The organism is Paenibacillus sp. NPDC058177 (genome assembly GCF_042883835.1).
Taxonomy (GTDB): domain Bacteria; phylum Bacillota; class Bacilli; order Paenibacillales; family Paenibacillaceae; genus Paenibacillus_AQ; species Paenibacillus_AQ agri.
This window is the reverse complement of the sequence record NZ_JBHVVB010000007.1, coordinates 57,143-83,392: the sequence shown is the minus strand read 5'-3', so window position 1 is coordinate 83,392 and position 26,250 is coordinate 57,143. Positions and strand designations below refer to the sequence as shown.

Sequence of the window (26,250 nt, the reverse complement as noted above, 5' to 3'; positions counted from 1 at the left end):
GCCGGGCGTGCTTGATCATTCCCTTTAAAGGAGGTAGCGACCATGAGTACAACCATACGCTATTCCATTATCATACCGATGTTCAACGAGGAAGCAGTCATTCAGGAGACATACCGGCGGATCAAAAAAGTAATGGGCACAACAGGCGAGCCGTACGAGCTTCTTTTCGTCAATGACGGCAGCACCGACCATTGCGCAGAGATGATCGAGGAGTACAGCCACTGGGATGAGAGTGTCCGCTTGATCGACCTCTCCCGTAACTTCGGGCATCAGGTGGCGATCACGGCAGGCATGGATTATGCCCAAGGCGATGCGATTGTCATTATTGACGCCGATCTTCAAGACCCGCCTGAGCTGATTCTGGAAATGATAGAAGAGTGGAAAGTAGGCTTTGAAGTGGTATATGCCAAACGGGTGAAGCGACGCGGGGAATCGTTGTTCAAAAAATGGACGGCAAGCCTCTTTTACCGGGTACTGCGCTATTCCACGGATATATCAATCCCGGTAGATACGGGCGATTTCCGTCTTATCGACCGTAAAGTTTGTGACCAGCTAAAGCGCCTGCCTGAGAAAAACCGCTTTGTACGCGGGCTCGTCAGCTGGGTTGGTTTTCGGCAAAAAGCCATTGAATATGAACGCGACGAACGCCTCGCTGGTGAGACCAAATATCCGCTGAAGCGCATGATCAAACTTTCTCTGGATGGTATCACATCTTTCTCGTACAAGCCGTTGAAGCTGGCAGGGTATCTTGGCGGGGTACTGTCAGCTGCTGGTTTTCTCTACCTGATGTATGTGCTGTATCTGGCTATTTTCACGGATTCTGTGGTAAAAGGCTGGGCATCGATGATCGGCATCACCCTGACATTCAACGGATTCGTGCTGGTCATGCTCGGCATTCTCGGAGAGTATGTCGGCCGTATTTACGACGAGACCAAAGGACGTCCGCTGTATATCGTGCAGGAGGTATACGGAGGCCAGCCGCAGGTGGTTCAGGAGAAGCGCAAGATTCAGCTGAACAAATAACGGTAAAGAAGGAAAGAAGTAAGTAAAGAAGTGAGGGAAGAAGTGAAGAAAGAAGGAAGTACGTAAGGAAGTGCGTGAGGAAGTACGTAAGGAAGTACGTAAGGAAGTAGGTAAGGAAGTAGGTAAGGAAGTGCGTGAGGAAGGGACCAAGAAAGCAAGTAAGGGACTAAGGAAGGAAGCGAGTAGTGAAGCGATTAAGGAAGTATATAGAAGTATATATATGTAAGTAAGTATTTATGCGAAAAAGCTTCGCCCGGGGTGTTGGATTAGAAGAGCTTTGTTGCTCTTTGTTCGTTTTACTAAAATAGGAGATGCCTTTGCAGCGAATGTTTGCGCTGCGAGCATCTCCGTTTCAGTAACAGGATTTTCTCCAGTTAATCCGGAGGAAAATCCTGTTTTTTATTATTTAGCTGGAAATTCTCCCGTTAATCATCTGTAATTTAGCAGATATAACCTCTTAAGGCCATAATAACTGGAGAAATTCCGGTTATTGCAGTGAGCTTTCGGGTATGAGGTGGAATTAGCGGGAGAAAATCCAGTTATAGGCGGTGAATCAGACTAAACCTTGAGTGCAGCCAGTCACTAGTCAGTCTCAAGCAGTACTCAACCGGTCTTCAGTAGTCTCAAACGAGTCTCAAACGAGTCTCAAACGAGTCTCAAACGAGTCTCAAACGAGTCTCAAACGAGTCTCAAACCAGTCCAACCAGTCCCAAACCGTTCCCTAGCCAGTCTTCGACCGGCCTCCAACTGCCCCCCAACCGTAAGACCAGTTTGTTTATAACAGTTTTTGAAACGCAACGTTGTCAAACCGATCTCCTTGCACAAGCCATTTGCCATCCACAAGCAATAAAGTCAAAATCCCTTCTAACGGAACCCGCACACTCTCCTTATTCTCTTGATCCAATAAGACAAGGTCAGCCGTATACTTTAAATCGGTCCAATCATCCGTCTGATCTAATACTGTGAATTTAAGATTCTCTGATGTAACCGACGCCTGATGGGTATGAGCTACACTTACGGGTAAGGTTGTATAGCGGGTAGCAATTGCTTTTTCAGAAAAGTTTTCTGTAAAAAAGGGCTTCATTTCCTCATTCCGCTTTTCAATGGATTCGATAGAGAGCAGGTTATCTGAGGCTGCCACGTTGTATTCTTTATTTTTGTAGGTTTCAGCAGCTTGAATCGCTGCATTCTCCGCTTTATTGGTATTGCATCCCGTGATTAAGATAGTCGCCAGTGCTGTTAAACATAATATCCATAGAAGCTTCTTCATACTGTGAATTCACCTCTCTTAAGAATAACCTTTAGTGTTAACCCCTGCCTAATCACCCCGAACCTTCAACGCAGTAAAACAGCTCCGAGAGCATATGCTAAGTTTGACGAAGCTTAAACGCCTTGAACCCTCAACGCAGTAAAACTACATCGAAGCATGTGCCTATATTTACAAATCCTAGCTGTGCGTAAAATATACCGGTGGCTCCCAGCTCTTTCTATAACCTTGCCCAGGCAACAAAAATAGCAAGCTCCGGCGTATCTCCGTTACTTGCTATTATAACTTGAATAGTCATTATTTGGCTATTACTTCCAGACAAGGGAGGGATATCTTGAAGACTGTTTCTACACCAGGAATGCTGGTGACGCTGATGTCCCCGCCGTGGGCTTCGACGATCGACTTCGAGATCGACAGGCCCAGCCCGGACCCTCCGTATTTGCGGGTCCGGGAGGAGTCGCTGCGGTAGAAGCGGTCAAAGACGCGGGGCAGATGCTCGGCAGTGATGCCGGAGCCATTGTCGCTCACGGTCAGCTCCGCCCGCGGCCCCCGGGCATGCAGCGCGATGCGGATGACGCCCTCCCGGTCATCCGTGTGCTGCACTGCATTGTGGAACAGGTTCAGAATCACCTGTTTGATTTTGTCGGCATCATAGAGACCATGGATGCCGTAGGCAATATCGAAGCTGATCCGGCGGTTCCCGGCCAGCAGCAACAGACCTGGCGTCATCTCTTTCAGGATGCCGCCGAGTTCAAGATCGGCCAGGCGCAGCTGCGGTGCGCCGTCCATACGGGCCAACAGCAGCAGGTCCTCCACCAGCTTGTTGATCCGCTTCGATTCGCCGTGCATGCTGTTAAGGGCGCTGTATAGCTGCTCGCTGTTGTCGGCAGCACCGCGAAGCAGGACCTCCAGAAAGCCGTGGATGGAGGTCAAGGGAGTCCGCAGCTCATGAGATGCATCAGCGGCGAAGCGCCGCATCTGCTCTTTGGCTTCCCGCTCGTTGCGGAAAGAGACCTCCAGACGCTCAAGCATCGCGTTGAACGATTGGGACAGCTTGTCGATCTCCATCTGTCCTTGAAACACCGGGAACCGCACATCCAGGTTGCCGGCATCAATACGCTGGGCGGCGTCCCCCATATTGGACAGGGGGACGAGCGTCTTTCGCAGTGCAGGCAGATACAAGAACAAGCCTGCGAGAAGGGCTGCCAGGGACAAGGCAGCGAAGATGAGCAGCTGCTGCAGGATGATATCCTTCAGCGGACCGGTTTCCACCGTCATTTGCAGCAGCAGCCTTGAATTTCCCGGCCTGCCCAGATTCATGAAGACAGCAAGATGCTCGCTACCGTCTTCGGCGGTGATCAGCTTATATTTACCTGTGGCCCGATCGGGTGTCCGCTTCATCAGTTCCTGATATTCTTCATTGGTTAATCTGGGAGCAGCCGTCGTAGACAGCGTATCCTGCTGAAAATCCTTGAAGGTGCCATCCGAGCTGTAAATGGCAAGGGTCGCGTGAGCGTCCAGCAATAGTGGCCGTCCTGTACCGTTGCGGAAGTTGCCGGGCACTATGCTTCCGGCCGGATTATCGAAGCGGCTACCGTTCCCGCCGCTGCCTAGATTCTCATTAGGTTTGCTTGTACCTGCATCATCCCTCAAGGAATAATTTAAGAAGTTAAAGAAGAACTCACGAGGAACAGACCGCAGTTGAGCTTCCATAGCCTCCGCTCTGTTCGTATAGGTGAAGTTGCGCATCAGGATATATTGCAATATACCAATGAGCAGCAGCAGCATGGACAGGATCAGCAGCGAGATGGACAACAGCTGTTTGCGGAGGGAGCGGGGAGCAAAACGATCCCATACCGTGCGAAGTCTATTTCGTCTACTCGCCGTCACTCCAATGTTGCCCTCCTTACGCGATGGCCCGGTCATTCCAGATCCACCCGGTAGCCGGCACCGCGCAGAGTCCGGATAATACGATGTTCTTTATCGCCCAGCTTTTCGCGCAGGGAACGGATATACACCTCTACGATATTTTCCTCTCCGCCGAAATCATAGCCCCATACCTTGTCCAGAATCATGGGTTTGCTAAGAACGAGACCATGGTTCATTACAAGATACTGGAGCAGCTCATATTCGGTGGGCGACAGCTCCAGCACCTCACCCCGGAAACGGATTTCCTTGCCTCTCCCGTCAATGCGGAAGGGACCGAGGCGTACCTCGCCCAGCAGACCGGGGAACTGGTTGCGCAGCCGTGCTTGTATTCTTGCCAGCAGCTCTTCAAAGCTGAACGGCTTGATCATATAGTCGTCTGCACCAATTGACAGACCTTTGACCCGGTCATCGACCTCGTCTTTGGCGGTCAGCATAATCACTGCGATATCGTTCTCTTCTGAACGGAGATAATGACACACTTCGAAACCGTCCATTCCTGGCATCATGACATCCAAAATGGCGACATGCGGCTTGAAATCGGCGGCCTCGGCAATAGCGGTCAGCCCGTCGGGAGCCGTTCTTACTTCAAAACCTTCATTGACCAAACCCAGTTCCAGAAACTGCAGAATATGCGGCTCATCATCAACAAGCAGCAGCCTGACGCCTTGGGTAGCTTTCATTCCGATCCCTCCAAAGTTCTGATACCCTATTATGCCACAACTTTTTGAACGTTTGCTGAAGATCGGCATGCACTGCTGTGCCCTGGAAAAACGACTTTCTTCAACATGCTGCGCAGTGGTTAATCAATAGGATAAGAGATTCATGTGCTTAATAGGCAATAGGGTTATATTTTCTTATTTTTCATTCCTGTGAGAAAGGGTTTTGACGGCGGCTAGCGAACAATTTACAATAAGAATAACTTACCCGGTATGGAGAGCCCTCTCCAGTCAAGGTAGGTCATTAGAACGACCCCGTTTCCCCGTTTGTAACCTTGTCTAAGTTTCCTATCTCAACTCATTTCTTTGCGTTTCACTTCTTTCTGGAATTTTGATTTCAGGCGTCATTCTATCCATTCCACTTCTTAATCACTCAACCTTATTTACTGCAGAAGCTTTGATACCCATAAGTCAAGGGAGGCTCTTCCATGAAGAAAAAAGAAATGGTAGCCATGCTATTGGCAGGAGGCCAAGGGAAAAGGTTGAAGGGATTGACCAAATCACTTGCCAAGCCAGCTGTTTATTTTGGGGGGACCTATCGCATTATTGATTTTCCTTTGAGTAACTGCTCCAATTCGGGAATTGACACGGTGGGGGTACTCACGCAATATGAACCGCTTGTACTGCACTCATACATTGGCGTAGGCAGTGATTGGGATTTGAACCGCAAGAACGGTGGGGTATTCGTGCTGCCGCCGCATGAGCGGGAGAACGGAAGCAGTTGGTACAGGGGAACGGCGGATGCGATTTACCGCAATCTCAAATTTGTGGATCAATTTGACCCGGAACACGTGCTGATTCTCTCGGGTGACCATATTTATAAAATGGACTACAACGCTATGCTTCAATATCACAAGGAGCGGGGGGCCGATTGCACGATCTCGGTGATCGACGTTCCGCTGGAGGAAGCCAGCCGTTTTGGCATACTTAACACGGAGGACGACTTTAAGATTTACGAGTTTGAGGAAAAGCCTGCGAAGCCCAAAAGCACACTTGCTTCAATGGGCGTATATATTTTCAAATGGGAAGTGCTTCGGCGGCATCTGCTGGAGGATGGGGAGAACGCTGATTCCTCTCATGATTTCGGCAAGGATATCATCCCCCTGATGCTGGCGGACGGCCAATCGCTCTACGCGTATCCGTTTGAAGGCTACTGGCGGGATGTGGGCACAGTGACCAGTCTCTGGGAAGCAAACATGGACCTGCTCAGCGACGAGCCGCCGCTCAATCTCAATGATCCCGGCTGGCGCATCTTTACCCGTAATCCGAACCAACCTGCCCAATATGTAGCTCCCGGAGCTAATGTCTCCGGCAGCATTATTAACGAGGGCTGCATCGTCTCCGGTGAGGTTAAGCACTCGGTGCTCTTTTACGGCGTGGAGATCGGTGAGGGCAGTCTAATCACGGATTCGGTGATCATGCCCAAGGTCAAGATCGGCAAGAATGTACGGATACACAAGGCAATCATCAGCGAGAACACGGTGATTGAGGATTATATGGAGATTGGCACCCAGCGGGAGAATGAGGAAGAAATTCTGCTGGTCGACGATAGAAGCAAAAAGCGTATTTCCGTTGCAGCCAAAACCATATAACCATGTAGAGGACGGTGGAATCCGATGAAGCAACTGATGGGTGTAATCAATTTGGATCATGAACTCGACAAGCTGAATGAGCTAACCTATTTCCGCTGCGGCGCAGCCGTGCCTTTTGCCAGCCGTTACCGCCTGATTGACTTTGTGCTCTCCAATATGATGCGTGCAGATCTGGAGAGTGTGGGGCTATTCGTCCGCCGCAAATACCGGTCGCTGATGGACCATCTGGGAGACGGGAAGTCATGGGATATGAACCGCAAGCATGGCGGACTGTTTATTTTGCCTCCGGACTGGAACGACCCGACCGACACCTCACAAGGAGACCTCCAGCACTACCACAACAATCTCGATTTCTTTAAGCGGGCTTCCGCCAAATACATCGTGTTCTCGGGCAGCCAGCACGTCAATACGATCGACCTTCAGGATCTCTATCGCTATCACCTCGACAAGGGCGCCGATGTTACGCTCGTCTATAAGAAAATCGAGCATCTCCAGCCGGAGCATGATCTGTGCCGGCGCATCGAATGCGATGAAGATCAACAGGTCACCGAAATTCACCACGAGAAGGACCACCCCAACCTCTATCTTGATATTTTTATTATGGAAAAAGAACTGTTTCTGGAGAAGGTCGAATACTGCATCGCCCATGGGGAGAGTTATTTCTTCCGGGATGTCATCCAGAAGCAGCGCCACAAGCTCAAAATTGCCGCCTATGAATACCATGGTTATCATGCTGTTATCAATTCTTTGGAGAGCTATTATAAGAACAGCCTGGAATTGCTCCGGCAGGACAATTACTTCAGCCTGTTCCGGGAGAATCCGGTGCAGACGAAGATCAAATATGAAGCGCCAACCCGTTATCTGGAGAGCGCGAATGTCAGCAACTCGCTGGTGGCCAACGGCTGCATTATCGGCGGCACGGTGGAGAATAGCATTATTTTCCGCGGAGTACAGGTCCGAAAGGGTGCAAGGATTATCAACTCGGTCATTATGCAGAAATGTGTGATTGAAGAGGATGCTGTCATCGAGAATGTCATTATGGATAAGGACGTCCATCTCAGCAGGGAACGCATCCTTGTCGGAGATCATAAACGTCCATTCGTCATCGCCAAGAGCAGCAAGATTTAGCAGGAGGAACCCGGGTAATCCGGTTGTTGTCTGTCGGTTGTTTTACTAAAAAAGCATTGTTAGGAGGAACCATCTGTTGTTTAACGATAAAGAAACCTTCAAACAAGTGTTCCGCGAGAGACTCATCGGAAATTTGGGTAAACCGCTCGCAGAAGCTTCGAACGCCGATGTCTACAATATTTTGGGAAGCATGATCCGCGAACGCGCTGGAAGTAATTGGGCGGATACGAACCAGAAGTACAAGGCTGATAAGGATAAGCAGGTATACTATTTTTCAATGGAGTTTCTGATCGGCAGGCTTCTCGGCAATAACCTGTTGAATATGGGTGTGCTGGAACTTGTGCGTGAGGGACTGACTGACCTTGGCTTTACCCTTCAGGATGTTGAAGAGGAGGAAGCGGATGCGGGACTCGGCAATGGCGGTCTCGGGCGTCTGGCGGCTTGCTTCCTGGACTCGCTGGCTTCCTTGCAATATGCGGGACATGGGTGCGGGATACGATACAAATACGGTCTGTTCGAGCAGAAGATTGTTGACGGGTATCAGGTGGAGCTGCCTGATTACTGGCTGCAGAAGGATAACGTATGGGAAGTACGCCGTGAAGACAAGGCCGTGGAGGTGCGTTTCTGGGGACGGGTGGAGACGGATGCCAAGGATGGAGAATTGATCTTTACGCATAAAGATTACGAGGCTGTGCGGGCGGTGCCTTACGACATTCCCATTATTGGGGCTGATCACAGGCATGTGAACACGCTGCGTAACTGGAGCGCGGAGTCGATTACGCAGCCGTCCCGGACGCTTGGCGTGTTGGGCGGAACAGATTATCACAAATATTTGGAATACAAACGATCCGTTGAATCCATCTCGGAGTTCCTCTACCCGGATGATACAGAGTATGAAGGCAAGCTGCTGCGGCTGAAGCAGCAATACTTCCTGTGCAGCGCAGGGCTGCAAAGTATTTTGCGAACCTTCGGGAAGCTGGGTCTGCCCTATGAGGAGCTGCCGAATAAAGTAGCCCTGCATATAAACGATACACATCCTACGCTGGTAATCCCTGAGCTGATGCGGATTCTGATGGATGAGAAGGGATTTGGCTGGGATCAGGCCTGGGATATCACGACCCGGATGGTTTCTTATACGAACCATACCATTCTGAGCGAGGCATTGGAGAAGTGGCCGCTGCAGATGGTAAAAGAATTGCTGCCGCGTATCTTCCTTATTATTGAGGAGATCAATGCCCGCTTCTGTGGTGAGCTGATGAGCCGTTATCCTGGCGATCAGGACCGCATCGCGCAGATGGCGATTATTCATGACGATCAAGTGCGGATGGCGCATCTGGCGATTGTCGCCAGCCACAGTGTGAACGGAGTGGCGGCGCTGCACACGGATATTTTGAAAAAGCGTGAGATGCGGCTGTTCAACGAGATGTACCCGCATCGTTTTAACAATAAGACGAACGGAATTACTCACCGGCGTTGGCTGCTGCACGCTAATCCTGAATTGGCTGGCTTGATCAATGACTCCATCGGCACCCGTTGGAAGCATCATCCGCAAGAGATGATCGGGCTGATCAAATACTGTGAAGATGCGTCTTTTCAGGAGCAAATCGCTGGTATCAAACGCCGCAACAAGCTCCGGCTGGCTGAATATATCAACAGCAAGCATGGGGTATGGGTAGATCCAGATTCCATCTTTGACGTTCAGGTCAAGCGGCTGCATGCCTATAAACGTCAACTGCTGAATATCTTGCATATCATCCATCTCTACAATCAGATCAAAGATAATCCGTCGATGGATATGGTGCCGCGTACCTTCATCTTCGGGGCCAAGGCTGCGCCTAGCTATCATCTGGCGAAGCGGATCATCAAGCTCATTAATACCGTGGCCGATGTCGTCAACAATGATCCTGATATCAAAGGCAAGGTGAAGATTTTCTTTCTGGAAAATTACTCGGTTTCCCTGGCTGAGAAGATCATTCCCGCTGCGGATGTCAGCGAGCAGATTTCTACAGCAAGTAAAGAAGCGTCCGGCACCGGCAACATGAAATTCATGATGAATGGTGCGTTAACGATCGGTACGATGGACGGGGCCAACGTGGAGATGCATGAAATGGTGGGCGACAACAACATGTTCCTGTTCGGCCTGCGGGCGGAGCAGGTGCTCGATTATTACCAGCATGGCGGTTATAACGCCCGGGATGTCTATAATGGTGACGGCAGGGTTAAAGAGGTGCTGGACCAGTTGATTACACCAGGGCCAATCTGTAGTCACACTCAGGAATTTGAGACTATCTATCACTCGCTGCTGGATAACAATGATGAGTTCTTCGTCCTCAAGGATTTTGCCAGTTATGTCGAGACCCAGGTCGAGATTGATCTCGCTTACCGCAATCGTAAGGAGTGGATCAAGAAATCAATTATCAACATCGGTCATTCCGGCAAATTCTCCAGTGACAATACCATTAGCCGTTATGCGTCCGAGATTTGGAACATCCACCCTGTGCTGCTCTAGTGGCAATAGATAAGTACACAAAAGAACGGCTGCGCCTCTCACTATAGAGAGGGCAGCCGTTCTTTTGTGTTTTTAATGAGACGATAGAACTTAGATAGCTTCCACGATAATCGCTGCGAAGCGTTCCAGAAAACGGCGCTCTTCGTCGTCAAAACGATCCTTGAGCGGACTGTCGATATCCAGAACGCCGAGCAGTTCCCCACCTCTGATCAGTGGAACCACAATCTCGCTGTTAGAAGCGGCGTCACAGGCGATATGCCCTGGGAAGGTATGGACATCGTCCACGACCAGTGTGCGGCGCTCAGTTGCAGCTGTACCGCATACCCCGCGGCCCAGTGGAATACGGATGCAGGCGGGCAAGCCCTGGAAGGGTCCCAATACCAGCTCGTTGCCATCGAATAAGTAGAAACCGGCCCAATTCGTGTCCGGCAGAGCGTGTTTAAGCAGTGCTGAGGCATTGGCCAGATTGGCCATTGCGCTCGGTTCGTCCTTGATGAGTGCCACGAGCTGAGTCAGAACCGTCTCGAATCGCTCGCTGCGTGTTCCATCATAAGGCATAGCCTGAAACATAAAGTATCACCTTCCTGTACCTTTGAGTCAGTATAATTCCTTAACTGTATCTACCAACATAGTACAGCCCGGAAGGTACGTCAAGCCTTAAGCGGATGAAGCATGAAAACTTGATCAAGCCGGTATCCATAGACTGGAAAATGCAGGTCAATGTTTCCGCTGGCAGACCTAAGGGTAATGCATTAATAAATACCGAAGGCTCATGGCCGGAAGGAGTGGAATATGCGCGCCGATGTACAGAACTTGTTCATAGGAATTCACATGCTCTATTTTGCACATGAGAAGGATCTAACGATTGCGGGGATGCAGCCTGAACTGGAGAAACTAGGGTACCGGGTGGCTGAACGCGAAGTGAAGCAGGAACTGGAAAGGCTGACCCAGGAGAATTTCCTGACCGCCCATGATGATGCCTACAGCCTCACGGGCACAGGCATTGAAGAATTCAAGGCTATACAGGACAAGCTGGGGGTTCTCTGCACGGAAGTGCTGAAGCCGGTCAAGGCGGCAGGAACTACAGGGTAATCTGGTAAAGATAAATAAACATAAGCGTCTATAGTCGGGCATTAGTTGCAGCCCGATTACAGACGCTGTTTTTGTGTGCAGAACAGCATTTTCATGGATATGCCCTCTCTTCTGCAAGAGAAGTCTGCAAATTGATGTATAATAAGTAAAGTTGAGGAGGCGAGAGCGTGGAGTCACACAATGAGGATATGCCTGAGCTTGTAGGAACCCGAGTGAGGCTGCGGGCGTTATCGATGGATGACACGGCTGCACTGCATATCATCTGGAGTGATCACAGTGTTGCCCGCTGGCTGGGGGCTCCACCGCTGGTCTCCGTGGAGGAGACTCAGGAACTGGTGGCGCTCCTTCTGCAAATGGCGCTGGAGGAAGAGAGCAAGCGCTGGAGCATCGTGTTGCCCGGCGGACAGCTTATCGGTAGCTGCGGCTTCAATTACTGGCAATTTGACGGTGCGTACCGCGGTGAGATCGGCTGTGAACTGGCGCCTGCCTTTTGGGGACAAGGTTATATGACAGAAGCGCTAAAGCTGCTGCTGGATTACGGGTTCGGGCAGATGGGGCTGAACCGGATTGAGGCACTGTGTCATCCGGTCAACACGAGAGCTGCACGTCTGATGTCTTCGCTTGGCTTCGAACGCGAGGGCCTGCTGCGGCAGTACCGTCAAACCCCCTCAGGTTATGAAGATTCCGTTCTGTACGCCTTGCTCCGTCAAGACTTTCGGAGAGATTACTTAGAGAGAGAAGGTTCGGATTAAATTGAGCAACATGGGAGAGAAAGAACGCCGGCTTATTTTGATTGGTGTCCTGCTGGCTACCTTTTTGGCTGCGATTGAGGGTACTGTAACTGGCCCGGCCGGCCCGGCGATCGTCGGTGATTTTCAGGGCATTCAATGGCTGAGCTGGATATTCACTGCTTATCTGCTGGCTATGGCCGTCAGCACGCCAATCTTCGGCAAAATCAGCGACCTGTTCGGCCGCAAGCCTGTCTTTATCGGCGGTACCGCGGTCTTTTTGCTGGGCTCGTTGTTATGCGGGATTTCGCAAAGTATGGAACAACTGATTGTGTTCAGGGCCATTCAGGGGATTGGCGCTGGGGCGCTGATTCCGATGACCTTTACGATTATGGGCGATATCTACAACCTTGAAGAGCGAGCCAAGAAACAAGGACTACTAAGTTCTGTCTGGGGGATTTCCTCGTTGATTGGCCCGCTCCTTGGCGGGTATGTCGTCGATTATTTAAGCTGGCGCTGGGTATTTGTATTCAATCTGCCCTTTGGCCTGCTATCTATTGTATTCATCGCGCGTTATCTGAAGGAAGGAAAAGTGCGCCGGAAAGCACATATTGATGTCGCAGGCGTGTTGCTGTTTGCCGCCGGGATGAGTGCGCTGCTCTTTGGGCTTACTGTCGGCGGTCAAAATCTGCCTTGGTCTTCGCCGCTGCTGCTCTCCATCTTAGGGGCATCTATAATCCTGCTATTTGTGTTCGTCATGGTAGAACGACGTGTGGCTGAGCCGATGCTTCCGCTGGAGCTATTCCGGATCCGGAACATTTCCGTATCCACAGTGGCTAATGTACTGGTCAGTATGCTTATTATCGGGCTCTCTACGTATATCCCGCTTTGGGTACAGGGTGTGAAGGGCCAAAGTGCAACGATTTCGGGGGTAGTGCTGGCACCTCTGTCCGTAGCCTGGGTATTTGGTTCTTTCGCAGGCGGTCGAATGATTCTCCGCGCGGGTGCCCGCCGAGCAGGTCTCATCGGCACCTTTTTCATAGCTGTAGGCGTAGTTGGGTTAATCTTCCTTGCGGGGCATTCATCGCAGGCACTGCTATTAATTCTGATGACGGTAGCCGGGGTTGGTTTCGGCTTTGCTTCGATCGTGTTCACTATCATTGCCCAGTCCTCAGTAGGGCATGAACAGCGCGGAGCTTCTACAGCCTTGAACACATTTACCCGTTCGTTGGGTCAGACGGTCGGTGTGGCGATTTTTGGTTCGTGGCTTAATTTGAAGATTAACGGCCTGCTGTCGAAACAGCCGGGTGGGGAGAACGCCGGAGGCGATATTAACCAATTACTGAACCCTCATGGCGGGAGCTCCCTATCAGGAGAAGCCTGGACTACTCTCCGTGGCGCACTTGAAGGGGGTCTTCACTCCCTGTTTATCGTGATGGCCGTGATTTCCGTCTTATCCTTGATCTTCAGCTTTGGGCTCCGCAGCGGGGTGCCTTCTGCTTCAGAGGAAGATCTGTCTTTGAAGAAGGCGTAAGGTGTCATGCGTAAAGCTTGTCCCGATAGTTTATTTGAGACAGATGGTGCAAAACGTGAAGTTACCGTGGTTTTGTAATCAAAGGTGATAAGGTATCTTATAGTTCCAAAGATCCGCTCATTTGGAGATCAAATACGGGATCGTACATTAATTTTCATGGGAAGAGCTAATTAGGGTCAGGGGTGCAATTAACGACATTTTTGTATCTTAATTATCCTTCAGTCAAGGGGAAGTGGGGATTAGAGGCAAAAATGTATCTTAATTCTTCCGAAATAGTACTTTCAGCGTAGTTTTTCGAAAATAAGATACAATAATGACCTTATTCTCCTATTTAATCTATATTTTGAGAATATAAGGTACAAAAATGCTCTTAGTTGAGGAAATTGATCATTTTCTCACTGTTAAGAAGACAGTTCAAGGGTGAGATTGTACCCTACAGTGCTAACTTCACCAGAATCACGCCAGGTCTTCTATTTGAATTTACATTCGATTAATATAGTGCCCTTATTAACTATACACAGCTGAATGATGGAAGCGGAGCGGAATTCATACTTAATTCATCCTTGTTTATTACCCTTAAAAACTAACTTTAAAGCTTGGCAAAAGGCTCTCATCCTTCGCAAACGGTGGAAGGATGAGAGCCTTTTGTTCTGTACTCGGAGGTACATTTTATTTAGTACACTTTGACGAGAATCCCATCGTGGCCGAGTGCAGCTATACTGCTCAATTCCCTTACTTGCGAGGGAGTGGAGACAGTTTCTCAGCCTGTAGGCCCATCTTCTTGAGCAGCACAATCATCTGCTCCTTCTCTTCGTCGCTCAGCCCGCTGAACGCAAGATGCAGTCTCTCCGAATACTTCGGATACATCTCGTTCATCAGGCGTTCGCCTTCCGCCGTTAACTCGGCAAAGATCACCCGCCGGTCACTTGGGCAAGGCTTGCGCTGCAGATAGCCACGCTCCTCTAGCTTGTCGATGACGTAGGTGACGTTGCCGCTTTGCAGCAGAAGCTTGGCCCCGATCTGCTGGATTGGCTGCGGCCCTTTATAGTACAGAACCTCCATAACAGCGAAGGCTGTCGGATTGAAGCCTTCGATCTTGCTACCAGTAACGGCGTGCTCGTTGATGCTCTTGAAAGACTTGGCGAATACCCGGTACAAATGCAGTGTTAATTGAGTATCACGTTCATAAGATTGTATCATGTCTCTCCACCCTCTATAAGTTAATCGTGTGAACGCGTCGCACGGTTCGATGTCAATGCCTGTATTGCTAGGGTCACCTGTGCAGCGATCCTGAGATAACTTTACAATACGTTAAAGAAACGCAGAAGAACATGTGATTTGTCACAATGAGCACACTTTTAATTATTAAAAATCAAACAATTTTTTGAACCGGTCCATTTTCGCTTCTTTTTCCGCAATGAAGCAAAGATTTTTTGGTTGTTCTGCAGGCTTCGGACGGTATAATGGAGGGGATATACGGAAGTTTCACTTGTGACACACTTGAGTCATCAGCTTGGCTTGCGGGCAGAAAAAGGGAGTGTTGTCTTGCTTCGTTCAAACCGAACCTATTTCAATTTCCGGTCGCTGCGGGGACGGCTGGCCTTCGTGCTGGTACTGGCGGCCATCTTTCCGATTGTCGTCATTGGTTTTATTTCTTACCGCTGGATTTACACCGTACAGACGCAGAAGATCGATCAGGATTTGCAGAATAGCGTGATATGGCAAAAAGAAGAGCTGGAACGGAAAATCGAGGAAATGGAACGGGTATCCCAGCTCCTCGACATAGAGGGCGGTATTGGCCGTGATGTCGTACGCTTTTTGGATAGCACGGCCCCTTATGAACGTTCTACGCTATATAGGAATATCTCATCGTCCATGGCCAATGTAAACTTCTCTAATCCCAATCTGGGTGCCATGTTCTTTTATTCTCCGGATTCCAGTCAGAAAGTGATGTTTCCGAATTCACCTGATCTTGCCGGATTCGAACCAGAGCGCTTGAAATTGTTATTTCAGCAGCGTAATTTCTCCTATTATGGGCCTGACCGCACGCTTACCCGAACGGATAACAATCTTGTATTTTCATTGATGCGAAAGCTGGAGAATTCTCCGAGGCCGCCGCTCTATGTATATATTGAGATTAAGGTGGTTGGCTTCAGCGATCAATTTGCCGATACCTCTGGCCGTTCTCCCGGGGATCATCTCTATTACACACTGATGAATGACAGCGGCGAATTGTTATTCAGCAACTTGCCGGAAATCTCATCAGCGGCCATTAACGGGGCGCATCCGCTGCCCGCTGGCTATAAAGCTTTTGAAGCGAAGGGACAACATGGGTGGAAGCTGTATCAGTTCGTGCCTATGAAGGATTACAAGCATGAAATCAACAAATGGATTTCGCAGTTTATTCTGTTCTCGCTTTTGTCGCTTTTGTTTGGGGTGTCTCTGGCTTGGGGCGTCTGGCGCATGGTCTATCGGCCGCTGCGTATGGTAAATCATGAGATTTTGAATTTCAGGCAGCAGCGCGTTGCTGAGCCTCCTACCGATACCGGGCTGGTTGAATTTAACCATATTCTTTACAATATTACAGAGATGCGAAACCGCATACATGAGCTGATTACAGACGTAGAGGAAAAAGAGAAACGGCGCGGCAAGCTCGAGGTGGAGAAATTGCTGGTGCAGATCAACCCGCATTTTTTGCATAACACCTTGAATACGATTCAATGGCTAGCCCGTATGCAGGGTCAGACCAACATAGCGCAGCTAGTGACGATTTTTACAAGAGTGCTGCATTATAATCTCGGCAAACAGAATATTATAGTCGAATTAAGGGCGGAAATTGTCGCCTTGAAAGATTATATTGAATTGCAAAATATACGCTATGACCATATATTTAACGTGGACATTCAAGTTCCGGATGAGCTTCTGGACATACAGGTGCCGAGATTTATTCTGCAGCCCCTTGTTGAAAACGCTCTATATCATGCTTTTAATCAAGATGAGGGTGAGATTACCGTGCTTGCTGTGCTGGAAAATTCGGATACGCTTATGATTGAGGTGTGCGATAACGGCTCCGGGATACCGGCGGCGAAGCTGACGGAGATGTTAAGTGAAGAACGAATTGATCAAGGGTCCGGCTTAGGGATCGGTCTGCGATATGTACGTAAAATGCTTGAGGTTTACTACGGTGATTCTGCAGAATGGATTGTGGAAAGTCATCCTGATGCGGGGACCTCTATTGTAATGAAGCTGCCTACTGTGATCAGGGAGGAGAGGGTACAGAATGATTGAAGCTCTCATAGTCGATGATGAAGGTCTGGTCCGTAAAGGCTTGCGGGTTATGCTTCCCTGGGAGCAGCATGGCATTCGAATTGTCGGGGAAGCAGCCAGTGCCGAGAAGGCTTTGGAGTTCATGCACACCCATTCTATTCGCCTGCTGGTAACGGATATTACGATGCCGGGGATGTCGGGACTTGAACTCATCGAACATCTGAATGAGATCCATTCGCCAGTCAAGGCGGTTATTCTAACCTGCCACCAGGATTTTAACTATATTCAGCAAGCACTCCGCCTCGGCGCTATCGATTATATTGTCAAAACACAGCTGGAGGACCAAGACCTGAATGCTCTACTGGGCCGGATTGCTGCAGCTGTCAATCAGGCAGAGGTGGAACCAGCGGCTTCAGGAGCAGCGCCTGAGATGACGACGGCGATGTTGGATCAAGAAATGCACAAACTTGCATGGGTGTTTCCAGATGAGGAATTTGAGCGTCTAATGGATTTCATGCAAGCGAAGAATAATGGACTTGACCTGCAGACGGTGATCGGGAATTGGTATGATTTTGTCCATCAGGCATTCCCCCGATTTGAAAAGAACGATCTTTTACCGGAGAGTGGTTCAGGTAACCACAACGTATCCCGGTTAGTGATCCAGCGCCAACGCTTGCAAAAGTGGCTGCGGGCTTCCGGCTACAATGAGGAGGTTCTGGTATCGATTATCCGTGCCATCAGTCTGATCCTGGAAGACCGGGAGGAACCGCTGAAGCAGTCCGGTCTGGCCAGAGAAGTGAACTTAAGCCAGAGCTATTTTAGTATATCCTTTAAAGAAGTCATGCGGATGTCATTCACGTCCTATATGCAATGGGTCAGCATTGAGCGAGCCAAGCAACTGCTCCGTTACACGAACCAGCCCATTTACTGGATTGCTGAACAATGCGGGTTTACGGATCAGCGGTACTTCAGCCGGATTTTTAAAGACGCGACAGGGATGCTGCCCAGTGAGTTCAAACAAACATCTACTTCGTAAACTTATTATTTCAGCCTATATTTTGCACATCTCATCAAAACCATGGTCTCTTACGTGGTTTTTTTCTTTTTTTAGGTGGATGATTTTTAGGAGGAATGTGTAGAGTTTATTGCACAAAAAATTCATACAAGTCGAGAATGATAACCTGTCACTCATTTTTGTAAACGCTTGCTATAATCACAGTGTACTTATCATAAACAAAAAGGGGATGTCCGTGTGGGGAAAGCAAAACTGCTTGTAACCGGAATTACAGTGATGGCATTAATGTTCGGGGCTACGGCATGTGCGGGCAATAATAACGAAGCCAAAAGCATTAACAATGCGCCCGAAGAGTCAAAGCCGCAAGCCGGGAATATGGATCCAATGGGTAAATATGATCCTGCTATTACCGTTACAGCTGTCCGCGCAATCTCGGATGGCATGACCTTTAGTGAAGGGGAGTCGCTTCAGAACAACGTTTGGAGCCGTGCCTATGAGAAGGAACTGGGGATCAAAATCAACTATGACTGGACAACGCCGACAGCCCAATATGATCAAAAGCTGAATATCGCCATCGCATCAGACCAGCTGCCCGATATTATGAAAGTGAATGCGGCCCAGCTAAAGCGCCTGGTAGAAGATGAACAAATAGAAGAATTGACTTCATTCTATTCCAGTACCGCTTCTGAATTTACCCAGAAGATTCTCTCGGAGGACGGAGGCAATGCGCTGAAATCAGCTACCTTCCAAGATAAGCTGTATGCCCTTCCGATGATGGGTTCAGGTCTTGGTCAAGCTGATGTGCTGTGGATTCGGGCCGATTGGCTGAAGAATCTTGGACTCGATGTACCGAAGACGATGGACGATCTGATGTCTGTGGCGAAAGCCTTCACATTTAACGATCCTGATCAGAACGGTAAGCAGGATACGTACGGGCTTGGACTTAACAAGGATATCGCTGATAAGGATGCCGGGGCTTATTATGCCGCAGCAGAAGGATTCTTTAACGGGTACGGTGCTTATCCGAATATTTGGGTCGACAAGGATGGAGAGCTTGCTTATGGCAGCATTCAGCCGGAGATCAAGATTGCACTGGCAGCCCTTCAGAGCATGTACAAGGATGGCTTGCTCGATAAGGAGTTCGGTACCAAGGATCCTAGCAAAGTAAATCAGGATGCCGTGGCAGGCAAGGTCGGCATGCTGTACGGTTACTTCTGGAATACAGGAGCCGGTTGGCTTCAGGATAGCAAAATCGCCGATCCGAAAGCGGATTGGATTGCCGTACCGCTTCCGTCTGCGACGGGGGAGCCGGCGAAAGCACAGGTGCCTTTTGCGATTAATTCGTACTACGTCGTGAAGAAGGGTGCGGAGCATCCGGAAGCTGCGGTCAAACTGTTGAATCTGGCACTTGAGAAACTCTGGGGTGAAACTGCAGAGCCGGATATCTACAACACGGATGCTGAGAAAGGGACTGCATTGTTCAACTACGCCCTGTTATACGGAGAAGCCCCGCGCAAGAATCTGGATGCCTATCTACATGTCACTGACGCCTTGAAGACCAAGGATCCTTCCAAGCTGAACCCGGAGGAGAAGGGATACTACGATAGCTCGGTTAAGGCGCTTGACGGTGACAATAATTACTTTGGTGTTCTGAATATGTATGGTGAGAAGGGCTCGCTCTCTGTACTCGAAGGTTATTCGAAGAATAACACGCTGCAAAACGATCTGTTCTTCGGCGCACCTACGGACGGGATGACTGAGCATAATGCTACCCTGCAAAAGCAGCAGCTCGAAACCTTCACGCAAATTGTCATGGGTGGAGACCTCAATCAATTTGACCGCTTTGCGGAGAACTGGAAGGCTCTTGGCGGCAGCGCCATTACAAAAGAGGTGAATGAATGGAACAAGTCGCGGTAGGAAAAACCGGGAAACCGCAAGTACCGGGATCTAAATTACGTAGGTCCAACTGGCGAGAGCTACCCTATCATCTGATGATTCTCCCAGGATTTCTGCTGGTGTTCATTTACAGCTATATTCCGATGGCCGGGATTATGATGGCTTTTCAACGCTATCGTCCGGCCAAAGGGATTCTTCATTCGCCTTGGGTGGGCTGGAGCAATTTTGAATACATGCTGAATATTCCTGGCATTTATCAGGTGCTATGGAACACGGTATTTATCGCGTTAATGAAGATTATTGCGGGAATCTTGGTACCGGTAATAGTAACGCTGTTGCTGAACGAGGTGAGGGTCCGCTGGTTTCAGCGCGGCATTCAGACGATCATCTATTTCCCTCACTTTCTGAGCTGGATCATTCTGAGCGGTATTCTGATTGATATTTTGTCGCCTTCAACAGGAGTAATCAACAGCCTGCTTAGCTTCTTTCACATCAAGCCTGTGTTCTTTCTGGGCGATGTAAAATGGTTCCCGTACACCATGGTGCTGACGGATACCTGGAAGGAATTCGGTTATGGAACGATCGTGTTCCTTGCGGCACTAACGGGTATTAATCCGGCTTTATACGAAGCCGCCTCGATAGATGGGGCTGGCCGCTGGAAGCAGACGCTTTATGTGACGCTACCTGGTATGCTCCCGATCATTATTCTGATGACTGTGCTGAGCCTTGGCAACGTGCTGAATGCGGGGTTTGACCAAATCTTCAATCTGTACAGCGCCCAAGTGTACCCTAGCGGAGACATCATTGATACGCTGGTGTTCAGAATCGGGATGCAGGATGCCAATTATGGTGTCGCTACTGCAGTGGGACTGTTCAAATCCGTTGTGTCACTGATCATGATAGGAGCCTCCTATCTGCTGGCCTATCGCTTTGCCGGGTACAAGATTTTTTAAAGAAGGAGGAGACCTGTGAATAGACATAATAGCCCTGGACGGCGCGTCTTTCTCATTCTGAATTACACTTTTCTGATTCTGCTTGGGCTGGCCTGTCTGCTGCCACTAATTAATGTGCTGGCGATTTCGTTCAGTTCAAGCACGGCGGTAAATGCCGGAAAGGTTAGTCTGTGGCCGGTGGAGTTCAATTTGGATTCGTATCGGTTTGTGGTCGGGAAGCCGGAATTCGTAGAGTCCTTTCTGGTTTCGGTGAAAAGAGTGCTGGTCGGCGTCCCGGTCAATATGGTGCTGACCATACTCGTCGCCTACCCGTTGTCCAAGGAGCGCGGCACATTCCGCTTCCGCAATTATTACGTATGGTATTTCATTATCACGATGCTGTTCAGCGGGGGATTGATTCCCTGGTATATGACGATTCGGGCGACAGGTATCCTGGATACGTTCTGGGCACTTATATTGCCTGCGGCAGTGCCAATTTTCAACGTCATACTGCTGCTCAACTTCTTCAAGAACATCCCGCCGGAGATTGAAGAAGCCGCGCGGATTGACGGTAGTGGAGTGTGGCAGTCGCTTTGGAGAATAGCGGTGCCATTATCTGCCCCGGCGATTGCAACATTAACCCTATTTTGCATCGTAACACATTGGAACTCCTGGTTCGACGGTCTGATCCTCATGAACAATCCTGCACATTATCCGCTGCAGACGTATCTGCAGACGATTATCGTCAATCGGGATATGAGCCTGATTAATGTGGCTGATTTGACCCAATGGGCAGCCATTTCAGACCGGACCTCGCGGGCGGCCCAAGTATTTGTAGCGATGCTGCCTGTCATGCTCGTCTATCCTTTCCTGCAGAAATATTTCAGCCAGGGCATTGTGATGGGAAGCGTGAAGGGGTAGCAGTGAACTAAGTTTACTCTTATAAAAATCAGATTTACTCAAATTTATAAACAGAAAGTAGAGGAAGACCTCATGACTAAAATTGCCTTCATTGGTGCAGGAAGCACTATTTTTAGCAAAAACGTACTGGGTGACTGTATGACTACGCCGGCTCTAGCTGATGCGGAAATTGCCTTGCATGATATTGACCATGAGAAGCTGTTCAATTCCGAGAAAATGCTGAAGAACCTCAGCCGCAATCTGGGCGGACGCGCTCAAGTGACTGCTTATACAGACCGTAGAGAAGCGCTGCGGGGGGCAGACTATGTCATTAATGCGATCTCTGTTGGGCAGTATGAGCCTACGATTAAGAGTGATTTTGAGATTCCGCATAAATATGGACTGAAGCAGACCGTTGCGGATACGCTTGGGGTGGGTGGAATTCTTCGCGGTCTGCGGGCTGCATACGCTATGCTGGAATTCACACGGGATATGGAGGAGCTGTGTCCGAACGCCTGGTTCCTTAACTATACGAACCCAATGGCTATCGTAACGGGAGCGGTACTGCGTGGTTCGAAGATCAAGAGTGTAGGATTATGCCACAGTGTACAGGTATGTGCCAAAGAGCTGCTGGAAGGACTAGACTTGCCTACGGACAATGTCCGCTACCGAATTGCCGGGATCAACCACCAGGCCTGGCTGCTGGAAATTACGCGTAATGGTGAGGATTTGTATCCCGAGATTCGCCGCCGTGCTGCAGAGCGTCCAGTCCCGCATGATGATATGGTGCGATATGAGATCATGAAATCCTTTGGTTACTATGTGACGGAATCCAGCATGCACAGTGCGGAATACATGCCGTACTTTATCAAAAGTGGCCAGCCGGAGCTGCTTGAACAGTACAATATCACGACAGACTGGTATCTGACGTGGGGAGACAGCAAGACGGAGTATTGGCAGGAGGTTATGGATTCCCTCGTTAATAACCCGGATGTATCCCATTCACGGACCCATGAGTACGCTTCTTATATTATCGAGGCTATGGAGACCGATGTGCCGTTTAAAATCGCTGGTAATGTGCTCAACACTGGAGGCCTGATCGGCAATCTTCCTCAAGATGCGGTTGTAGAGGTGCCTTGCCTGGTGGATAGCCAAGGCGTCACTCCTTGCAAAGTAGAGGATCTGCCGCCGCAATGCGCTGGCCTCAACCGGACCAATGTCAATATGCAATTGCTGGCCGTTGAAGCGATCCTGACCCGTAAACGCGAACATATTTACCACGCGGCGATGCTTGACCCGCATACTGCCGCCGAGCTCTCGCTGGATCAGATTCGGTCGCTGATTGATGAAATGCTGGAAGCAAGCGCAGAATTCCTTCCGGAATTCATATAGAAAGCAATTCTTCATCAAGCTGTGATTAATTATTGAAGTGAAAGGCCTTCTTCTGCAGATGTTCTGCGGGGGAAGGCTTTTTTTACTTATTCATGAAACGTTAAATGGAAATTTCCGTAAGTCTAAGATGATAGGAATAAAAGTTAAGAAATGGCAGGGGAGCTATGAACCTAAAATCAGAATTGAAAAAAATAATGGAGAATGATTACCGGGTGCCAGAGCACTACAACTATATGCTAATCTCGGAGCTGATGCTGGAGAACATAGGCTCGGCAGACAGTGAATTAAGGGATACGTTGATTTACTCTACGTTCTCACGATGGATATTGCAGAATACCTTTACGCCAGTTCAACTGCGTACTCTGCTTTACAGCGCCTGGGATGAACAGCATATGTTTTACAAGATTGGTGAAACAGGAACAGATTCTGTGTTTACACGTTCTTTTTCTGTATTATTACTTCCTTTAATTTTGACGGCCAACCGGACCTCATCTTTCCTGACTACAACTGAAATCAAAACGATCCAAGAGAAGCTGGTCCAATTTCTAAATGATGAAAAAGATTACCGGGGTTATGTAGCAGGCAAGGGCTGGGCTCATGCGGTAGCTCATGCTGCTGATGCCATAGAAGAAATCTCTCAGCAAGTCTTATCTACCGATGATATGATTGCATTACTAGTTTCTATCCGAAATGTGCTATGTACCAAGGCTACAGTCTTCACGAATATGGAGGAGGAGCGTCTTACTTCTGCGGTTGTGACTCTTGTGGAATATCAAGAGCTGGAAGGGGCTGTGTTCGAGGAGTGGCTGACCGGTTTCCTGCAATGGGTTAGAACGAAAGAACTGCAGGAAGAGTATAAGATCATCTCTAATGTTAAAAATTTTCTCGCCGCGCTTTATTTCCGTTTGGAAGTGCGTTCCTCTCCAATCTTTGCTGAAGCGGTCAGACGGGTCAGACAAGAGCTTATGAAGCCATATGTTTAAGAAATGAATTTTAGTTGCAGAGGGATTTAGAGTTCAATAACCCAAATGTAGGAGATGGGCAGGATGGAAGAGATCGGGGCTGCACAGGTAAGGGAAACGAAGGACATTACAGAGACAGACGACATTGTATTGGACGTTGACATCGTAGAGGCAGGTTATGAGGCAGGCGATCCCCGGATCTTCGATATTTCCTTTCAGGTCCGGCGTGGGCAGCTACTGGGTCTGATTGGGCCGAACGGGGCGGGTAAAAGTACAACTATCAAGACACTGCTCGGCCTGTTGAAGCATGCCAAGTCCAAGGTTGAGATCGGCGGAGCGAACAAATCGTATGCCTACGTGCCGGAGCAGCCGGTTTTCTATGAGGATCTGACACTGTGGGAGCATCTGGATTTGGCTGCCGCTGCCTACGGACTGGAATACGGGCAGTTTCAGGAGACGGCGGAAAGACTGCTAAAGCAGTTCGGCATGGAGCCTGTGCGCAATGACTTGCCGGCGGGATTCTCTAAGGGGATGAAGCAGAAAATGATGCTAATGCTCGGGTTCCTGGTACAGCCGGACATCTATATTGTGGACGAGCCGTTCATCGGGCTGGACCCAAGGGCTACGAAAGACTTTCTGCGGCTACTGGAAGCGGAGCGGGTACGTGGTGCGGGAGTGTTAATGTCTACGCATGTCCTGGATACTGCGGAGAAAATCTGCGATGATTTCGTGCTGATCTCCGGCGGTAAAATAGCAGCAACCGGAACACTGGAGGACATCCGCGCTCAGGCCGGATTACCGGAGGCGTCGTTGTTTGATTGCTTCGACGAATTGGCATGAGTGGGCAAAGTCGTTCCGCCTACGCTTTCCCGACGGCACAGCGGATCTTCCGCAGAAGGCTGCTCTCGCATTGGCGGGAGCAATGGACGATTATTCGTACCGCTGCTGATTGGACGGTACTGCTCTATATCATTATTCCCGGCCTCTTACTTGGAGGGCGGATCTATTACGGGTATTGGGTCGAGCCTCTTCCCGCTTGGAGTACAGCAATGCCTTATCTATTCGTGCCTGCGCTACTGGCGATATTGATTAGCCAGGGGGGCTTGCTGCTGTTTCTGCAGGAGGGCGATCTGCTATTTCTGCGTCAGCGTCAGCGTTGGGTCAACGCCATAATGTGGCGCGGCCTGCTGTATAGTCTAGGTGTGACCACACTGAAGATAGGAGCAGTTTATCTGGTCATGCTGCCCTTTATCATACGCAGTTATCATGTGCCTGTATCAGCAGCTGTTGTACTACTGATCCTGACGGTAGTCACGAGTTGGTGCGTCAAGCTGCTGGGACATCTGGTCCGGGTGCAGCGGCAAGGGTGGCGGAAATGGCTGTGGCAGATTCCGGCTATTATCATTCCCTGCGGATTCTACCTGCGGATGGCTATTCTGTGGTACGACAGTCCAGGCCTCCTGCTGACGGTTGCCGGAGTTTTTGCGGCTGCCACGACTACAGCCATCCAGCGGCGCTTCCTGTTGCGTGGCACGTTCATGAACGATGTGCGCGAGGATTACAAGCAGCGTATGAATATAGCGAGCTTGCTGCTGCGCGGTGTGGTGGATAAGCCGCGCCCGACCCGGCACAAGCCGTGGATCTTCCGCAGGTCTCAGCCGCTGCTGCGATCAAAGCAGGCTGAGAGCCGCTTCGCAGCCGCTGCGGTTAAAGCACTGGTACGGAATCCGGCGCATATGAAGCTGTACCTGTCGTTCGCCGGGGTAACAGGAGTGGCCATATTTATCGTCCCCTCTATTCTGAAGTGGCTGGTATTTATCGTGCTGAATTCGCTGATGGCCTATTGGCTGCATTCCTTCTGGTCTTTATTTTCGGGTGATGATTTTGTAGGGATATTACCCTTTACCAAGGAGCAGAAGAATAGAGCCGGTGCAAAGGCAGTTCCTATTCTGCTCATTCCATTTTCCGTATTCTGTGCGGGTGTGATCTGCTTGCAGCTCTATGCGTGGTGGGGGCTGCTGCTATTCATCCCTGTTGGCTGCCTGGGTGGTATCATGATTGCAAGAATATTCAGCACCTTTCGACTCAGTTCGTGAGAAGGAATGGACGCTAGAACATAACTGAGATGCTAAAGCATTAGTAAGAGCAGAAGCATTAGCAAAAAGCAGAAACAGAGTGAAAGTAGAGCAACTGCAAATCAAAAAGCTCGTACAATAAAACCAGCGTAACGGATATTGCTCCGTTACGCTGGTTTTGTGGTAGCAGCCCTATAATTTAGGTTCTACAGTTTAAGCTTGATAGTTTAGGATCTCTAGTCCATGTCCTTATTATCACCATAGAGGTGCTGCTTGTAGCTCTACTTGTGGTC

Annotated in this window: 22 protein-coding genes; 17 read left to right on the top strand and 5 right to left on the bottom strand. The window is 49.5% G+C overall.

Translation table 11 applies throughout. From position 1 onward, the window contains the following. Positions 1 to 42 precede the first annotated feature (42 nt). Both ACFVU8_RS23905 and ACFVU8_RS23900 read left to right on the top strand, forming a co-directional pair. Positions 43 to 1,023, top strand: a complete 981-nt coding sequence (locus ACFVU8_RS23905; protein ID WP_387430615.1) for a glycosyltransferase family 2 protein — start codon at positions 43 to 45, stop codon at positions 1,021 to 1,023. A 70-nt stretch (positions 1,024 to 1,093) separates the two neighbouring features. Then, positions 1,094 to 1,249, top strand: coding sequence for a hypothetical protein (locus tag ACFVU8_RS23900; protein ID WP_387430613.1), 156 nt, complete (start codon positions 1,094 to 1,096; stop codon positions 1,247 to 1,249). 549 nt (positions 1,250 to 1,798) lie between these two features. Here ACFVU8_RS23900 and ACFVU8_RS23895 read toward each other — a convergent pair. The 3 genes from ACFVU8_RS23895 to ACFVU8_RS23885 form a co-directional block, all read right to left on the bottom strand. Further along, the gene (locus ACFVU8_RS23895) at positions 1,799 to 2,293 is read right to left on the bottom strand and encodes a hypothetical protein (RefSeq protein ID WP_387430611.1); all 495 of its coding nucleotides are present in this window, start codon (positions 2,291 to 2,293) and stop codon (positions 1,799 to 1,801) included. 294 nt (positions 2,294 to 2,587) lie between these two features. After that, complete coding sequence (locus tag ACFVU8_RS23890; protein WP_387430609.1) at positions 2,588 to 4,216, bottom strand: sensor histidine kinase; 1,629 nt, start codon at positions 4,214 to 4,216, stop codon at positions 2,588 to 2,590. Then, on the bottom strand, positions 4,213 to 4,899 hold the full coding sequence (locus ACFVU8_RS23885; protein ID WP_387430607.1) for a response regulator transcription factor: 687 nt from the start codon (positions 4,897 to 4,899) through the stop codon (positions 4,213 to 4,215). Before ACFVU8_RS23885 ends, ACFVU8_RS23890 begins: the two co-directional genes overlap by 4 nt. A 464-nt stretch (positions 4,900 to 5,363) precedes the next feature. Between ACFVU8_RS23885 and ACFVU8_RS23880 the strand changes: the two genes are divergently transcribed. From ACFVU8_RS23880 to ACFVU8_RS23870, 3 genes are all read left to right on the top strand, one after another. Next, positions 5,364 to 6,527 (top strand): glucose-1-phosphate adenylyltransferase, encoded by a 1,164-nt coding sequence (locus ACFVU8_RS23880; RefSeq protein ID WP_379468438.1) that lies wholly within the window; start codon positions 5,364 to 5,366, stop codon positions 6,525 to 6,527. A 24-nt stretch (positions 6,528 to 6,551) separates the two neighbouring features. After that, positions 6,552 to 7,655, top strand: coding sequence for a glucose-1-phosphate adenylyltransferase subunit GlgD (glgD, locus tag ACFVU8_RS23875; protein ID WP_066374518.1), 1,104 nt, complete (start codon positions 6,552 to 6,554; stop codon positions 7,653 to 7,655). 76 nt (positions 7,656 to 7,731) lie between these two features. Continuing rightward, the gene (locus ACFVU8_RS23870) at positions 7,732 to 10,164 is read left to right on the top strand and encodes a glycogen/starch/alpha-glucan phosphorylase (protein ID WP_387430605.1); all 2,433 of its coding nucleotides are present in this window, start codon (positions 7,732 to 7,734) and stop codon (positions 10,162 to 10,164) included. Between the two features lie 90 nt (positions 10,165 to 10,254). Here the strand turns inward: ACFVU8_RS23870 and ACFVU8_RS23865 are convergent, their stop codons facing one another. Further along, complete coding sequence (locus tag ACFVU8_RS23865; protein ID WP_387430603.1) at positions 10,255 to 10,734, bottom strand: GAF domain-containing protein; 480 nt, start codon at positions 10,732 to 10,734, stop codon at positions 10,255 to 10,257. 222 nt (positions 10,735 to 10,956) lie between these two features. Between ACFVU8_RS23865 and ACFVU8_RS23860 the strand changes: the two genes are divergently transcribed. From ACFVU8_RS23860 to ACFVU8_RS23850, 3 genes are all read left to right on the top strand, one after another. Then, on the top strand, positions 10,957 to 11,256 hold the full coding sequence (locus ACFVU8_RS23860) for a hypothetical protein (RefSeq protein ID WP_175372167.1): 300 nt from the start codon (positions 10,957 to 10,959) through the stop codon (positions 11,254 to 11,256). Between the two features lie 167 nt (positions 11,257 to 11,423). Beyond that, positions 11,424 to 12,008 (top strand): GNAT family N-acetyltransferase, encoded by a 585-nt coding sequence (locus tag ACFVU8_RS23855; RefSeq protein ID WP_387430601.1) that lies wholly within the window; start codon positions 11,424 to 11,426, stop codon positions 12,006 to 12,008. Between the two features lie 10 nt (positions 12,009 to 12,018). Next, positions 12,019 to 13,518 (top strand): MDR family MFS transporter, encoded by a 1,500-nt coding sequence (locus tag ACFVU8_RS23850; RefSeq protein WP_387430874.1) that lies wholly within the window; start codon positions 12,019 to 12,021, stop codon positions 13,516 to 13,518. Positions 13,519 to 14,250: 732 nt separating this feature from the next. Here the strand turns inward: ACFVU8_RS23850 and ACFVU8_RS23845 are convergent. Continuing rightward, entirely contained in the window at positions 14,251 to 14,718 is a 468-nt protein-coding gene (locus tag ACFVU8_RS23845) for a MarR family winged helix-turn-helix transcriptional regulator (RefSeq protein ID WP_066374506.1), read from the bottom strand. A 291-nt stretch (positions 14,719 to 15,009) separates the two neighbouring features. Here ACFVU8_RS23845 and ACFVU8_RS23840 point away from each other — a divergent pair, with 291 nt between their 5' ends. The 9 genes from ACFVU8_RS23840 to ACFVU8_RS23800 all read left to right on the top strand — a co-directional run bounded on the left by ACFVU8_RS23840 (position 15,010) and on the right by ACFVU8_RS23800 (position 25,978). After that, a complete protein-coding gene (locus tag ACFVU8_RS23840; protein ID WP_387430599.1) occupies positions 15,010 to 16,806 on the top strand; it encodes a sensor histidine kinase in 1,797 nt (598 codons plus the stop codon). After that, positions 16,799 to 17,821, top strand: a complete 1,023-nt coding sequence (locus ACFVU8_RS23835) for a response regulator (protein ID WP_387430597.1) — start codon at positions 16,799 to 16,801, stop codon at positions 17,819 to 17,821. The genes ACFVU8_RS23840 and ACFVU8_RS23835 overlap by 8 nt, the downstream gene beginning before the upstream one ends. A gap of 216 nt (positions 17,822 to 18,037) precedes the next feature. Further along, on the top strand, positions 18,038 to 19,717 hold the full coding sequence (locus tag ACFVU8_RS23830; protein WP_387430595.1) for an extracellular solute-binding protein: 1,680 nt from the start codon (positions 18,038 to 18,040) through the stop codon (positions 19,715 to 19,717). Continuing rightward, positions 19,699 to 20,649: an ABC transporter permease gene (locus ACFVU8_RS23825; RefSeq protein ID WP_387430593.1), complete on the top strand. Its 951-nt coding sequence runs from the start codon at positions 19,699 to 19,701 to the stop codon at positions 20,647 to 20,649. The genes ACFVU8_RS23830 and ACFVU8_RS23825 overlap by 19 nt, the downstream gene beginning before the upstream one ends. Before the next feature lie 15 nt (positions 20,650 to 20,664). After that, positions 20,665 to 21,549 carry a carbohydrate ABC transporter permease gene (locus ACFVU8_RS23820; protein ID WP_379468421.1) on the top strand — a complete coding sequence of 295 codons (885 nt, stop codon included), beginning with the start codon at positions 20,665 to 20,667 and terminating at the stop codon, positions 21,547 to 21,549. A gap of 72 nt (positions 21,550 to 21,621) precedes the next feature. Then, a complete protein-coding gene (gene melA / locus ACFVU8_RS23815) occupies positions 21,622 to 22,920 on the top strand; it encodes an alpha-glucosidase/alpha-galactosidase (RefSeq protein ID WP_387430591.1) in 1,299 nt (432 codons plus the stop codon). Between the two features lie 164 nt (positions 22,921 to 23,084). Next, positions 23,085 to 23,903, top strand: coding sequence for a DUF2785 domain-containing protein (locus ACFVU8_RS23810; protein ID WP_387430590.1), 819 nt, complete (start codon positions 23,085 to 23,087; stop codon positions 23,901 to 23,903). A 63-nt stretch (positions 23,904 to 23,966) separates the two neighbouring features. Beyond that, entirely contained in the window at positions 23,967 to 24,722 is a 756-nt protein-coding gene (locus ACFVU8_RS23805) for an ABC transporter ATP-binding protein (protein ID WP_066374490.1), read from the top strand. After that, positions 24,701 to 25,978 carry an ABC transporter permease gene (locus tag ACFVU8_RS23800; RefSeq protein ID WP_387430588.1) on the top strand — a complete coding sequence of 426 codons (1,278 nt, stop codon included), beginning with the start codon at positions 24,701 to 24,703 and terminating at the stop codon, positions 25,976 to 25,978. Before ACFVU8_RS23805 ends, ACFVU8_RS23800 begins: the two co-directional genes overlap by 22 nt. Positions 25,979 to 26,250: the final 272 nt, after the last annotated feature.

Excerpts from the sequence above, each read along its gene's own strand:
- ACFVU8_RS23905 (WP_387430615.1), top strand. The coding sequence starts at position 43 with ATGAGTACAACCATACGCTATTCCATTATCATACCGATGTTCAACGAG.
- ACFVU8_RS23895 (WP_387430611.1), bottom strand. The coding sequence starts at position 2,293 with ATGAAGAAGCTTCTATGGATATTATGTTTAACAGCACTGGCGACTATC.
- ACFVU8_RS23890 (WP_387430609.1), bottom strand. The coding sequence starts at position 4,216 with ATGACCGGGCCATCGCGTAAGGAGGGCAACATTGGAGTGACGGCGAGT.
- ACFVU8_RS23885 (WP_387430607.1), bottom strand. The coding sequence starts at position 4,899 with ATGAAAGCTACCCAAGGCGTCAGGCTGCTGCTTGTTGATGATGAGCCG.
- ACFVU8_RS23880 (WP_379468438.1), top strand. The coding sequence starts at position 5,364 with ATGAAGAAAAAAGAAATGGTAGCCATGCTATTGGCAGGAGGCCAAGGG.
- glgD (WP_066374518.1), top strand. The coding sequence starts at position 6,552 with ATGAAGCAACTGATGGGTGTAATCAATTTGGATCATGAACTCGACAAG.
- ACFVU8_RS23865 (WP_387430603.1), bottom strand. The coding sequence starts at position 10,734 with ATGTTTCAGGCTATGCCTTATGATGGAACACGCAGCGAGCGATTCGAG.
- ACFVU8_RS23860 (WP_175372167.1), top strand. The coding sequence starts at position 10,957 with ATGCGCGCCGATGTACAGAACTTGTTCATAGGAATTCACATGCTCTAT.
- ACFVU8_RS23850 (WP_387430874.1), top strand. The coding sequence starts at position 12,019 with ATGGGAGAGAAAGAACGCCGGCTTATTTTGATTGGTGTCCTGCTGGCT.
- ACFVU8_RS23845 (WP_066374506.1), bottom strand. The coding sequence starts at position 14,718 with ATGATACAATCTTATGAACGTGATACTCAATTAACACTGCATTTGTAC.
- ACFVU8_RS23835 (WP_387430597.1), top strand. The coding sequence starts at position 16,799 with ATGATTGAAGCTCTCATAGTCGATGATGAAGGTCTGGTCCGTAAAGGC.
- ACFVU8_RS23825 (WP_387430593.1), top strand. The coding sequence starts at position 19,699 with ATGGAACAAGTCGCGGTAGGAAAAACCGGGAAACCGCAAGTACCGGGA.
- melA (WP_387430591.1), top strand. The coding sequence starts at position 21,622 with ATGACTAAAATTGCCTTCATTGGTGCAGGAAGCACTATTTTTAGCAAA.
- ACFVU8_RS23810 (WP_387430590.1), top strand. The coding sequence starts at position 23,085 with ATGAACCTAAAATCAGAATTGAAAAAAATAATGGAGAATGATTACCGG.
- ACFVU8_RS23805 (WP_066374490.1), top strand. The coding sequence starts at position 23,967 with ATGGAAGAGATCGGGGCTGCACAGGTAAGGGAAACGAAGGACATTACA.